This is a genomic window from Nocardia sp. NPDC058058 (genome assembly GCF_042885355.1).
GTDB lineage: Bacteria > Actinomycetota > Actinomycetes > Mycobacteriales > Mycobacteriaceae > Nocardia.
Window position 1 is genome coordinate 833,747 of record NZ_JBHVSA010000002.1, and the last position, 12,641, is coordinate 846,387.

Annotated in this window: 12 protein-coding genes; 6 read left to right on the forward strand and 6 right to left on the reverse strand. The window is 66.4% G+C overall.

The features are described from left to right. Positions 1 to 6 precede the first annotated feature (6 nt). The 3 genes from ACFVUS_RS18505 to ACFVUS_RS18515 are packed head-to-tail and all read left to right on the forward strand — an operon-like array spanning position 7 to position 2,659. Positions 7 to 1,086 (forward strand): thiolase domain-containing protein, encoded by a 1,080-nt coding sequence (locus tag ACFVUS_RS18505; protein WP_387767338.1) that lies wholly within the window; start codon positions 7 to 9, stop codon positions 1,084 to 1,086. Next, positions 1,083 to 2,249, forward strand: a complete 1,167-nt coding sequence (locus ACFVUS_RS18510) for a thiolase domain-containing protein (RefSeq protein ID WP_387767341.1) — start codon at positions 1,083 to 1,085, stop codon at positions 2,247 to 2,249. The genes ACFVUS_RS18505 and ACFVUS_RS18510 overlap by 4 nt, the downstream gene beginning before the upstream one ends. Further along, entirely contained in the window at positions 2,246 to 2,659 is a 414-nt protein-coding gene (locus ACFVUS_RS18515; RefSeq protein ID WP_387767344.1) for a nuclear transport factor 2 family protein, read from the forward strand. Before ACFVUS_RS18510 ends, ACFVUS_RS18515 begins: the two co-directional genes overlap by 4 nt. Before the next feature lie 114 nt (positions 2,660 to 2,773). Here ACFVUS_RS18515 and ACFVUS_RS18520 read toward each other — a convergent pair whose 3' ends face one another. Continuing rightward, a complete protein-coding gene (locus tag ACFVUS_RS18520; RefSeq protein WP_387769967.1) occupies positions 2,774 to 3,985 on the reverse strand; it encodes a cytochrome P450 in 1,212 nt (403 codons plus the stop codon). A 212-nt stretch (positions 3,986 to 4,197) separates the two neighbouring features. On the opposite strand from ACFVUS_RS18520, the gene ACFVUS_RS18525 reads away from it, so the two are divergent. Next, on the forward strand, positions 4,198 to 5,364 hold the full coding sequence (locus ACFVUS_RS18525; RefSeq protein WP_364637838.1) for a steroid 3-ketoacyl-CoA thiolase: 1,167 nt from the start codon (positions 4,198 to 4,200) through the stop codon (positions 5,362 to 5,364). A 371-nt stretch (positions 5,365 to 5,735) separates the two neighbouring features. After that, positions 5,736 to 6,152, forward strand: a complete 417-nt coding sequence (locus tag ACFVUS_RS18530; protein ID WP_011207048.1) for a helix-turn-helix domain-containing protein — start codon at positions 5,736 to 5,738, stop codon at positions 6,150 to 6,152. A 568-nt stretch (positions 6,153 to 6,720) separates the two neighbouring features. On the opposite strand, the gene ACFVUS_RS18535 is transcribed toward ACFVUS_RS18530, so the two are convergent. The 5 genes from ACFVUS_RS18535 to ACFVUS_RS18555 all read right to left on the reverse strand — a co-directional run bounded on the left by ACFVUS_RS18535 (position 6,721) and on the right by ACFVUS_RS18555 (position 11,804). Beyond that, positions 6,721 to 7,689: a hypothetical protein gene (locus ACFVUS_RS18535; protein ID WP_387767349.1), complete on the reverse strand. Its 969-nt coding sequence runs from the start codon at positions 7,687 to 7,689 to the stop codon at positions 6,721 to 6,723. A 56-nt stretch (positions 7,690 to 7,745) separates the two neighbouring features. Then, positions 7,746 to 8,258, reverse strand: a complete 513-nt coding sequence (locus ACFVUS_RS18540; RefSeq protein ID WP_364637834.1) for an ImmA/IrrE family metallo-endopeptidase — start codon at positions 8,256 to 8,258, stop codon at positions 7,746 to 7,748. Between the two features lie 4 nt (positions 8,259 to 8,262). Continuing rightward, positions 8,263 to 9,546 (reverse strand): hypothetical protein, encoded by a 1,284-nt coding sequence (locus ACFVUS_RS18545; protein WP_387767352.1) that lies wholly within the window; start codon positions 9,544 to 9,546, stop codon positions 8,263 to 8,265. A gap of 499 nt (positions 9,547 to 10,045) precedes the next feature. Further along, positions 10,046 to 10,957 (reverse strand): SDR family oxidoreductase, encoded by a 912-nt coding sequence (locus tag ACFVUS_RS18550; RefSeq protein WP_387767355.1) that lies wholly within the window; start codon positions 10,955 to 10,957, stop codon positions 10,046 to 10,048. 58 nt (positions 10,958 to 11,015) lie between these two features. Then, positions 11,016 to 11,804, reverse strand: a complete 789-nt coding sequence (locus ACFVUS_RS18555; RefSeq protein WP_387769970.1) for an SDR family oxidoreductase — start codon at positions 11,802 to 11,804, stop codon at positions 11,016 to 11,018. 56 nt (positions 11,805 to 11,860) lie between these two features. Between ACFVUS_RS18555 and ACFVUS_RS18560 the strand changes: the two genes are divergently transcribed. Next, the gene (locus ACFVUS_RS18560) at positions 11,861 to 12,640 is read left to right on the forward strand and encodes an enoyl-CoA hydratase family protein (protein WP_364637828.1); all 780 of its coding nucleotides are present in this window, start codon (positions 11,861 to 11,863) and stop codon (positions 12,638 to 12,640) included. The last annotated feature ends 1 nt before the right edge of the window (position 12,641 follow it).

The following is a 12,641-nucleotide window of genomic DNA, read 5'->3' on the forward strand; positions in this document are numbered from 1 at the left end:
ATTACCTTGAGCGGCAACGTTACTGACATCGCGGTGGTGGGATTCGCCCATGCGCCGCACGTGCCGGAGACCTTCGGCACCACCAATGGCGTGGAAATGCTCGCGCCATGCTTCACCGAGCTCTACGCCCAGCTCGGCATCACCAAGTCCGATATCGACTTCTGGTGCTCGGGCTCCTCGGATTACCTTGCCGGACGCGCCTTCTCGTTCATCTCGGCGATCGACTCCATCGGCGCGGTGCCGCCGATCAACGAATCGCACGTCGAGATGGACGCGGCCTGGGCGCTGTACGAGGCGTGGGTGAAACTGCGCACCGGACAGGCCGAGACCGCGCTGGTCTACGGCTTCGGCAAGGCCTCGGCGGGCACGCTGCGCCAGGTGCTGACCCTGCAGACCGATCCGTACCTGGTGGCCCCGCTGGGCCCGGACGCGGTATCGATGGCCGGTTTGCAGGCTCGCGCCGGTATCGACGCCGGTCGCTGGACCGAGCGCGATATGGCCGAGGTGGCCGCACGCAATGCCGTGCATGCCGCGGCCAAGGGCGGCAGCGCCACCGCGCGCACCGAATCCGATGTCGAAAAGCTTTTGGCCGCGGAGTATGTGGCGAATCCGTTCCGCGCCCACGACATCGCGCCCATCACCGATGGCGCGGCCGCGGTGGTGCTGGCCGTCGGCGACAAGGCACGGGAACTGCGGGAGCGTCCGGCCTGGCTCACCGGTATCGCGCATTACATCGACACCCCCATCCTGGGTGCGCGCGATCTTACTGTCTCGCAATCGACTTCGCGTGCCGCCAAGGCCGCGATCGGTAGCGGATCCGGTGAATTCGATATCGCCGAGCTGCACGCGCAGTTCAGCCACGAGGAACTCATCCTCGCGCAGGCGCTGGGCCTGAACGGCAATACCCGGATCAATCCGTCCGGCGGCGCGCTGTCCGGCAATCCGATGTTCGCGGCCGGGCTGGAGCGCATCGGTTTCGCCGCCACCGAAATCTTCAACGGCAACGCGAATAGCGCACTGGCGCATGCCAGTAGCGGTCCCGCGCTGCAGCAGAACCTCGTTGCCACCCTGGAGGCGCGCTCATGACCAATCCTGCCGCCGTACTCGGCACCGGCCAGACCCATCACGTGACCAAGCGGTCCGATGTGTCCATGGCGGGCATGCTGCGCGAGGCCATCGACCGCGCGCTCATCGACTCCGAGCTGACCATGGCCGATATCGACGCCGTCGTCATCGGTAAGGCCCCCGACTTCTTCGAGGGCTCCATGATGCCGGAGCTGTTCCTCTCCGATGCCTTGGGCGCCACCGGAAAACCGCTGCTGCGCGTGCACACCGCCGGTTCGGTCGGCGGCTCCACCGGCGTCGTGGCGGCCAGCCACGTGCAGGCGGGCGTGCACGGCAAGGTGCTCGCACTGTCCTGGGAGAAGCAGTCCGAGTCCAATGCCATGTGGGCGCTGTCGAATCCGGTTCCGTTCACCATGCCGGTCGGCGCGGGCGCGGGCGGTTACTTCGCCCCGCACGTGCGCGCCTACATTCGCCGCGCCAACGCGCCGCTGCACATCGGCGCCATGGTCGCGGTGAAGGATCGCCGCAATGGCGCGAAGAATCCGTTCGCGCATCTCAAGCAGGCCGATATCACCATGGAATCGGTGATGGCGTCCCAAATGCTGTGGGACCCCATTCGTTTCGACGAGACCTGCCCGTCCTCGGACGGCGCGTGCGCCATCGTCATCGGTGACGAGGCCTCGGCCAAGGCCGTGGAAGCCCGCGGCAAGAAGGTCGCCTGGATTCACGGCACCGCCATGCGCACCGAACCGCTCGCCTACGCCGGGCGCGATCAGGTGAATCCCAAGGCCGGTCAGGCCGCGGCCGCCGCGCTGTGGAAGCAGGCCGGCATCACCAACCCGCTCGAAGAGATCGACGCGGCCGAAATCTACGTCCCCTTCTCGTGGTTCGAGCCCATGTGGCTGGAGAACCTGGGCTTCATGCCCGAGGGCGAGGGCTGGAAGCTCACCGACGCGGGCGAAACCGCCATCGGCGGAAAGCTTCCCGTGAATCCGTCCGGCGGCGTGCTGTCCTCCAACCCGATCGGCGCCTCCGGCATGATCCGCTTCGCCGAGGCCGCCAAGCAGGTCATGGGCCGGGCCGGGGACTACCAGGTGGAGAACGCGCGCAAGGCGTTCGGGCACGCGTACGGCGGTGGCTCGCAATACTTCTCGATGTGGGTGGTCGGGAGCGAGCAGCCGTGAGCGATGACAACCATCCCGCCCGGGTAGCCGGGCGGGCATCGCAGGCCGCGGTGCGCGCCAAGGACAAGGACGCCTGGGTCGCGCTGTTCGCGCCGGACGGCATCGTGGAGGATCCGGTCGGACCGTCCTTCTTCGATCCCGAAGGTAAGGGTCATCGTGGGCCGGAGGCCATCGCGGCGTTCTGGGACAAGGCGATCGCGCAGACCGACTCCATCGAATTCCTCTTCGACGATTCGTTCGCCTGCGGCAGCGAGGTGGTCTACACCGGCCGCATCCGCACCACGCTGGGCGGCCAGACCATCGATGCCGAAGGCGTTTTCACCTACCGGGTGGAATCCGACGGCAAGATCGCCGCGCTGCGTGCGTTCTGGGAGACCGAGCGCGCCATGAAAACCATGAAACCCGTTTAGGGACAACAGGCCCCGTCAGGGAATCACAAAGGAGCGGGAGACTGGAATCCAGTCTCCCGCTCCTTTCCTACTACCCTGAGTTGTGAGAGGCAGGGCAGGTCAGCGTTTTTCGCGCTAGTGCGCGACCGGGCAGCCGCCACCGGACTTGGTGCCGTAGTCGACCTGGAACTCCTTGACCCCGTTCAGCCAACCCGAGCGCAGGCGCTGCGGATCGCCGAGGCCGCTGATGTCCGGCATGTAATCCGCGATGGCGTTGAAGATGATCTCGATCTCCAGCCGCGCCAGGTTCGCGCCGACGCAGTAGTGCGCGCCGGTGCCGCCGAAGGACAGGTGCGGGTTGGGATCACGCAGGATATTGAAGGTGTTCGGATCGTCGAACACCTCCTCGTCGAAGTTGGCCGAGCGGTAGGACAGCACCACGCGCTGACCCTTCTTGATCTCCACGCCACCGACTTCCACATCCTCGAGCGCGGTGCGCTGGAAGCTGCTGACCGGGGTGGCCCAGCGGATGATCTCGTCCACGGCGGTCTTGGGGCGCTCCTTCTTGAAGAGCTCCCACTGCTCCGGGTTCTCCAGGAACGCGATCATCCCGTGCGTGGTGGCATTGCGGGTGGTCTCGTTACCGGCCACCGCCAGCACCATGACGAAGAAGCCGAATTCCTCTGGCAGCAGCGCGTCACCGTCGACATCGGCGTTGATGAGTTCGGTGACGATGTCATCGGCCGGGCAGGCCCGGCGGGCTTCGGCCATTTGGTACGAGTAGCCCAGGATCTCGGTGGAGGCGACCACCGGGTCGGCATCGCTGTCCGGATCGTCGTAGCTGGTCATATCGTTGGACCACTTGAAGAGCTTCATGCGGTCTTCCTGTGGCACACCGATCAATTCGGCGATGGCCTGCAGCGGCAGCTCGGCCGCCACCTGCTCCACGAAGTCACCGGCGCCGGTCGCGACCGCGGCCTGCACGATGGATTCGGCGCGCGCGGTCAGCTCCGCGCGCAGGCCGTTGATCACGCGCGGGGTGAAGCCCTTGGAGATGATCTTGCGGAGCTTGGTGTGCTCCGGGGCGTCCTTGTTCAGCAGGACGAAGCGCTGCAGTTCGATCTGCTCGCGGGTGATGCTGTCCTGGAAGCGCGGGATGGCGGTGTTCTCGAAGGTGGAGAACACGTCATCGCGGCGCGAGACGGTTTTCACGTCGGCATGCTTGCTGATGACCCAGAAGCCGTCGTCCTGGAAACCGCCGGTCTCGGGAGACTTGGGATTCCACCAGATCGGCGCGGCCTCGCGGAGTTCGGCGAGTTCCTCCGCCGGGACTCGCTGCTGCCACATCTCCGGGTCGGTGATGTCGAACCCGTCCGGCACGTTGGGCCGGGCTTGGGCGTCTGCGGTATTGGCTGCCACCACCAGCTGTCTCCTTTGACTAACTGAAACACGTTCTACCGATATTCAAGCACAGGCGGTAAGACTAGGGAAGGAACCGAAACTGACTTACATTACTTGTAGAGAACTTGTTCCAGTTCTGATCCGGAAGGAAGACCATCGTGGGTACACCCGTCATCGTCGAAGCCGCGCGCACACCCATCGGCAAGCGCAACGGCTGGCTGGCCGGACTGCATGCCGCCGAACTCCTGGGAGCGGCGCAGAAGGGCCTGCTGGAGCGGGCCGAGTTGGATCCGGCTCTGGTGGAGCAGGTCATCGGCGGCTGCGTGATGCAGGTGGGCGAACAGTCCAACAATGTCACCAGAACCGCTTGGCTGCACGCCGGATTGCCCTGGCAGTCCGGTGCGGTCACCATCGACAATCAGTGCGGCTCGGCGCAGCAGGCCACCGGCCTGGTCGCGGGCCTGATCGCCACCGGCGCGATCGATGTCGGCATGGCCTGCGGCCTGGAGTCCATGAGCCATGTTCCGTTGGGCGCCAACGTCGGAACGCACGCGGGACCGCGCCGCCCGGCGTCGTGGGATATCGACATGCCCGACCAGTTCACCGCCGCCGAGCGAATTGCCAAGCGGCGCGGCATCACTCGCGATGACACCGACGAATGGGGCGAGCGCTCACAGCGTCTGGCCGCGCAGGCGTGGGAGCAGGGCCGGTTCGACCGCGAGGTGCTCACCATTGTCGGTGCGCCGCAGGTCGATAAGGAAGGCAACCTCACCGGCGAGACCGCGGACATCAGCCGCGATCAGGGTCTGCGCGCCACCACCCGCGAGGGCCTGGCGAAGCTGAAGCCGGTGCTGGAGGGCGGAATTCACACCGCGGGCTCCTCCTCGCAGATCTCCGACGGCGCCTCCGCGGTGCTGCTGATGGACGAAAAGGCCGCTGAGCGAGCGGGTTTGCGTCCCCGCGCGCGCATCATCTCGCAGTGCCTGGTGGGCGGTGAGCCCGAATTCCACCTGGACGGACCGGTTCAGGCGTGCGAGCGCCTGCTGGAGCGCAGCGGAATGAGCATCGGCGATATCGATCTGTTCGAAATCAACGAGGCATTCGCGTCCGTGGTGCTGTCGTGGGCCTCGGTGCACAAGCCGGATCTGGATCGGGTGAACGTCAACGGCGGCGCGATCGCCATCGGACATCCGGTCGGCAGCACCGGAACCCGGCTCATCACAACGGCTTTGCACGAGTTGGAACGGTCCGACAAGCAGACCGCGATGATCCTGATGTGCTGTGGCGGCGCGCTCGCGACGGGCACGATCATCGAGCGGATCTAGTCACTTAGTCGTCACTTCAATCATTTTCGGGCGAGGTTGAACGTTCATCCCACTTGTCGTGAAACGTGGCGTACGCCACACAAACTCGGGTACAGACAAGAAGATGAGATGTCAGCTATCTTAGGGTTACCGACGGCCCGTCGTGGAAGACCTTCGCGACGGGCCAGAACCGGGACTCTTAAGCCCTCCGCAAGAACGGTGGCGCTGGCCCGCAAACACCCAAGCCACAGCCGGTTCACCGGATCACCGCCTAGAAGCTTCAAGGAAATCGCGGATCAGGCGTAGGTTTTCAGTTACTGAGCCGCTAATATCAATGATACGTATCCGAGATAACGACTGTTAGTACAGCGAAGGGAATTGGGCGGCTCACAATGGCTGATTTCGCGGCGCGGCTGAACAAGCTGTTCGAAACCGTGCATCCCCCGGGGCGTAAGCCGCACACCAATGCAGAGGTGGCGGCGGCGCTCACGGCCTCCGGCCATCCGATCTCGAAACCGTATCTCTCGCAGTTGCGGTCGGGACAGCGGACCAACCCCTCAGATGAGACGGTGGCCGCGCTGGCGAAGTTCTTCAAGGTGAAACCGGACTACTTCTTCAACGACATCTATGCGGCCAAGATCGATCACGATCTCGAACTGCTGTCCCAGCTGCAGGGCTATGGACTTCGTCGTTTGTCGAGTAGGGCGTTCGACCTCTCCGAAGAATCTCAGAACCTCCTCACCTCCATGGCGGAGAAGTTGCGGGCCAGCGAAGGGCTGCCCGAAATTCCTCCGGACGGCACGGAATAGGTTCTCTACCGGGGCAACTCGGCGCGGCCGTCTCGGAGGTCGCACCGGGGTGGCCCGGTAGGGAACTGCTCCGCGCCCGATCAGGTACTGCAGGGTGCCTGAACACGGTGTGATGACGGCGCTGCTTGCAGGGCAGCGCCGTTCATCGTGGAGCCATTCAGCCGGCTGAAGAGTGTTGCACCGGTCCCATTGCGCTTGGGGCCAAGTGGCGTAGGTCTCTGCGCTGGTGCGTTATGCACAATCCTGGCATTTCCCTGCCCACATCACGGGGGCCGAGATAGAGCCGGGCGACTTGTGCACTATGTCGTTTTGTGTGATGTGAGCGTTTCGCCCCCAATGCACCATCTGCGACAAGCGCCCTATTGTGCTGTGTGCATAAATTCTTATGTGCTGATGCACAAACTCTTTGTGCTCTGTGCACAGAAAAGCGACAATTCGGTCGCCGCGATCCCCCGCCCCCAGCAATTCGGTGACGCCAATATGCCATTGGCGCAACTAAGACAACAGACAACACAGAACGGCCTCCCGTGCATGGCACGGGGGGCCGTTTCTATTCGGAACTCAATACTCAGCGCTCGGCGGCGGCCCGGCTCGTGGTCGATGCGGTGGCGTTCGCCTCATAGGCGCGGGCAATCGCCTGCACCCAGCCGCGCGGGCCGACGCCCTCGGGCGGTGCGATCCAGCGACCATCGATCAGTACGTCGCCGAACGGATTTCGGGCCCACTCGGCCACCCGTTCCGCGCGTTCGGTGACGGCTTCGGGCGGGATGCCCGCCGCGGGCAGTTCCATACCACCGCCGGATTGCAGGTACAGCGCGTCCATCACCTGCGCGACCTGGTCCGATGCCTTCAACTGGGTGGCCGAACCGGTCTGGTCCTTGGCGACCACCTCGGGGAAACGCGCGATGAGTACCCGGTGCAGGGTGCGAATCTGCTTCAGCAGCAGGCGCGCTCGCGCCCACAGCTCGATCACGATCCAGACCGCGCCGACCGCGATGAGCAGGCTCGCCAACTGCCACACCGGCCAGAACCAGTCGCCCGCCGCCGGTTTCGCCATCGGCTGATGCATGAGTTCGCGGCGCACCGCCAGCGCGGCCAGCACGCCGACCACCAGCGTGCCAACGCAGTAGAGCGCGATACCGCGGCCGAGCGCGGTCCAGTCCAGATTGCGCACCCCGGTGATCACGATGAACAGGCATTCCAGCGCCACGATCACCCAGCCGAAGGTGATCGACCACAGCAGGGTGAGCGTCATGGCCGAAATGCCGCCCGCGTAGATGATCCAGGCGATCTGCCGCAGATTCACCCGCGACACCACCGGCCACGCGGCGGCCGCCACCACCGAGGTCGAGGTGCCGAACAGAATCCAGGCCGCGGTGGTGAGCCGATCGGAGAACCAACTGCCGTGCACCCCGTTGGGCAGCAGATGATCAACCGCCACACCGATTTCCGGCACCGAGACGGTCGCCGCCAGCGCCACCGAGGCCACCGCGATGATGATCGCCACCCGCGCCGTGGTGGCGGGCTTGACGAGCACCCGCCCAACTCTGGCACCGGCGGCCATCCAAATGAGGAGCGCTGTCAACCAGAAGGTCATCCGAGTGCCTCATCGAATCGAAGGACCGAGACGCCTGCGCCTCGGCTGTTGAACACGCGCAGGCGGGTCATGAGCATGGAGGCGAAGGTCTCCGCCTCCCATTCACACTGCTCGTCCTCGCCGAGTTCCACGATCTTCTGATGTGCGCGCTGGCTGAGCATGTACGCGATGAGATCGTCGCTCGCCTCCAGCACCACCTCGGTGGCCGCCTCGCCGGGATGGTCGAAGACGATATGCCCGAGTTCGTGCGCGAGGGTGTGCTCGCGGCTGGGCAGAGCCTCGGCCAGCACGATCACATCCTTGTCCGGATAACTGCGGCGCTGACCGCAGACGCCCGGACCCAGTTGGGCACTGGCGATTTCGATCATGCGGCGGCGCTCGGCGGAGATGGCCAGCACCACCTCGTCCAGATTGGTGGCGTCGAAATCGGCGGCCACCGCGCACACCGCGTCCACCGCCGCCGCCACCCGGCGGTAGGACCCGATGCTATGCGCCCGGCTCTCGGTCATGTGCTCACACCCTCGGTCCGAAGAACGCGGCCCGCGCGGCGTCGACCCGCGCCTGTGCCGCCGAAGCGCTCTGGAAACTCACCGCACCCGAACCCGCGCCCGCCAGACCGAGCGCGATCAGGCCGCCGATCACCGACAGCAGTTTCACCGGTGGCAGCGGTGCGTTCGCCGACGTCGGTTTCACCTCCGGATTCGGTTGTGCCAGAACGGGAGCCGGGGCCGGGGCCGGTGGCGGCGGTGGTGCTGCGGGCGCGGGCGCGACCTCCGGCGCGGGGATCGCGGGCGCGAGCACCGGTGCGACAATCTGCGGCGCGGGCACGCTCGGCGCGGACGGAATCTCCAGTGGGACAACCGGAGCCGCCGGCGCCGATGGCGGCGGGAGCAGCAGCAACAACAGTGGCGAAGCACAGACGGCCGCCGAACCGACGCCGGCGGAGCCCACCGCCGCCGAACCCAGTGCGGCGGAACCTGCTCCGGCCGAACCAGCGCCGACGGCAGCCGAACCGACGCCCGATCCCCCGCCGGTGGCGGAACCGACTGCGGCCGAACCTATTCCAGCGGAACCGACCGCCGCCGAACCGGTGCAGAGCGCACCGATACCGGCCGAGCCGACGGCAGCGGAGCCGACCGCCGCCGAACCGACCGCGGCCGAACCGGTACCGAGCAATGTCGCGAGCAGGCCCGCGCCCGCGGAGCCCACCGCGGCGGAGCCGAGACCGAGTGCGGAGCCGGTGCCGATACCGGCGGAACCCACTGCGGCAGAACCTGTTCCAGCGGCGGCGGAACCCGAGGCGCCGAGACCCAGCGCGGCCGAACCGGTACCGGCGGCCGCCGAACCCACCGCGGCGGAGCCGGTCGCTCCGAGTCCGAGTGCGGCGGAACCGGTACCCGCACCGGCGGAGCCCACGGCCGCCGAACCGGTGCCGCCCAGCGCCGATCCGGTGCCGCCGAGCAGCACGCCCAATCCGGTTGATCCGGTTCCCGCCGAGCCGACCGCGGCCGAACCGGCTCCCGCGGAGCCCACCGCGGCGGAACCTGTTCCGAGACCGAGAATTACGGCGAGCAGATCCTGCGGCCCGGCGACCGGAGTCGCCGGAACCGCGACATTCTGGGGGTCCTGGCCACCCGCGACCGGACTCTGGCCACCCGCGACCGGACTATTGCCCGCCCCCGGTGCGGGCTCCAGGTCGATGCCCGGTTGCGCTCCTGCGGGCACCGGCCCGAGCAGCGCGGACCCGGCGACAGCGGCGATCACTGCCACCAAGCGCAATGCACGACCAATGATCATGCGAGAGCCATCCCCTCATCAATACTGCGCAGTCGGCTTGCTCCAGTACTGCGGAGCGGTACACCTCTGTCCGGCTGCCCCGATTGCCGGACCTTTGCGGAACGCGGCCATCGTACAAGCCATCGCATCACCCCGCACAACTCACGAGCCCATTAGGGGACGGTCCAAACCGTACGCCTGCCTTCGCCCCGGCGTCCCGAATATCAACAAGCGCCCCAGCGTAATTGGCTGGTAACAGGTTTCCCAGGCCTGCTCTCACGCCCCACAGGCACCGCCGAAACCGCATTTCCAGCGGGCAAATTTGGACATTCAAGACCAACAAGGCAGCAACCTTTTAGTACCCCTAACAGCCAAAACGGTTGCTGTGATACAAAACACACAGGGCCACCCCCGAAACATGGTTCGGGGGTGGCCCTGCGCATTGCTCTTCAATTCAAATGCGACAACCGATTTCGCGACGGGTGGCCCGTCCGGGCCGGCCGGAAGTCGCGGGCGACGATCAGGCGCCGTAGACCGGCTCCGGGGTGGTGGCCTTGGACAGCAGGTCGCGGACCGCGGGGCCGAGCTCGGCGGGCTCCCAGCGCGCGCCACGATCGACCGAGACGCCGTGCCGCCAGCCGTCGGCGACCGTCACCTTGCCCGCCTCGACCTCGAACATGCGGCCGGTGACACCGGCGGAATCCGCGCTGCCCAGCCAAACCACCAGCGGGGAAACGTTTTCCGGGGCCATGGCGTCGAAACCGCCGTCCTCGGGCGCGGCCATGGTCTCGGCGAAAACGGTCTCGGTCATGCGGGTGCGCGCGGCCGGGGCGATCGCGTTCACGGTGATGCCGTAGCGCGCGAATTCGGCGGCGGCGGTGATGGTCAGACCGGCGATGCCCGCCTTGGCAGCCGAATAGTTGCCCTGGCCGACCGAGCCGAGCAGACCGGCGCCGGAACTGGTGTTGATCACGCGCGCCTCGGGCTGCCGACCGGCCTTGGACTCATTGCGCCAGTACTCGGCCGCGTGCCGCATCGGGGCGAAATGACCCTTGAGATGCACCTTGATGACGGCGTCCCATTCGTCCTCACCGAGGTTGACCAGCATGCGGTCGCGCACGATTCCGGCATTGTTGACCAGCACATCGAGACCGCCGAAGGTTTCGATGGCGGTGGCGACCAGGCGGCGCGCGCCCTCCCAATCCGAGACGTCGTCACCGTTCACCACGGCTTCGCCACCGGCGGCGCGAATCTCCTCGACCACCTTGGCCGCACCGGAATCCGGCTTGGGGGTGCCGTCGAGCTCCGCACCCAGATCGTTCACCACGACCTTGGCTCCGGCGGCGGCGAACGCCAGCGCGTGCGCCCGGCCGATGCCCTGGCCCGCACCGGTCACGATGACGACGCGGCCGTCGCAGATTTTCTCGGTCATATCGAATACCTCGCTGAGAGTAAGTGGAATGAAGTTGGGGGTTCGGCGGCCAAATCGCCTAGTGGCCGGTAACCGCGGGAACGTCTGCCGTGGACGCCTGTAGGAAAGCGGGCTTCTCGCCGCCGCCGTGGACGAGCAGGGCGCTGCCGGTGACGTAGCCGGCCAGCGGGGAGGCCAGGAAGGCGGCGGTACGGCCGATGTCCTCGGGGCTTGCCATGCGCTGCATGGGAACCGTGCCGCTGACCGCGGCGATACCGTCCTCGTCGCCGTAGTGCAGATGCGAGGATTCGGTATTGACCAGGCCGCAGACGACCGAGTTCATCCGGACCTTCGGGGCCCATTCCACCGCGAGCGAGGACACCAGGCTGTCCACACCGGCTTTGGCCGCACCGTAGGCGGCGGTGCCGGGCGAGGGGCGATGGCCGGAGACGCTGGAGATCATGACGATGGAGCCGCCCGTCTCCTGGCGCTGCATCACATCGTTGGCGACCTGCGAGACAAGCAGCGGCGCAAGCAGATTCAGCTGAATGATCTTGGAGTGGAAGTTCGGGCTGGCATCGGCCGCCAAGGCGAACGGCGCACCGCCCGCGTTATTGACCACGGTGTCCAGCCGCCCGTATTTCGCCACGATGGCGTCGACGAGTTCGCGCACCGAATCCGGATCGCGCACATCGCAGGGCAGGAAGTCGATACCCCGCCCATTGCTCTCGACGGGGTTGTCGGCGGGCCGCCGCGCACAGGCCACCACGGTCGCGCCGGCGTCCAGGAATACCCGGCTGATGCCGGCCCCGACTCCTCGCACGCCGCCGGTGACCAAGACGACGGAGCCGGAGAGGTTCACTTCGATTGCCACCGTGCTAACCTACCAAGCACTTGCTTGTTTTGCCAACGATGGGACTTGCGATGGGGATCATCCGTCACACCGAAACCGAAGGCGTGGAAGTCGTCACTGTCGACTACGCCCCGGTCAACGCCCTGCCTTCCGACGGCTGGTTCGCACTTGCCGACGCCGTCCGCGAGGCGGGCCGCAACCCGGAAACCCGGGTCGTGGTGCTGCGCGCCGAGGGCCGCGGCTTCAACGCGGGCGTCGATATCAAGGAGATGAACGCGGACACCGGGCATACCGCCCTCATCCGCGCCAACCACGGCTGCTTCGCCGCGTTCGCCGCCATCTACGACTGTGAAGTTCCGGTCGTCACCGCGGTCAACGGCTTCTGCCTCGGCGGCGGCATCGGCCTGGTCGGCAATTCCGATGTCATCATCGCCTCCGACGACGCGACCTTCGGCCTCCCCGAGGTCGACCGCGGCGCGCTCGGTGCGGCCACCCACCTCTCGCGCCTGGTCCCCCAGCACCTGATGCGCACCATGTTCTACACCGCGGGCACGCTCACCGCGCAGCAGCTGCACCACTACGGTTCGGTGTTCAAGGTGGTGCCGCGCGCCGAACTCGACGCCGCCGCAATGGAAGTCGCCAAGAACATCGCCAATAAGGACGGCCGCGTCATTCGCGCCGCCAAGAAGGCGCTGAACGGTATCGACGTGCAGGACGTGCACAAGTCCTACCGGTTCGAGCAGGGCTTCACCATGGAGCTCAACCTCGCCGGTGTCGCCGATGAGATTCGTGCCCGGTTCGACGACGACCTGGCCGCCCAAAAGAATTCAGCACAGAAGAAGGGGGCGTAAG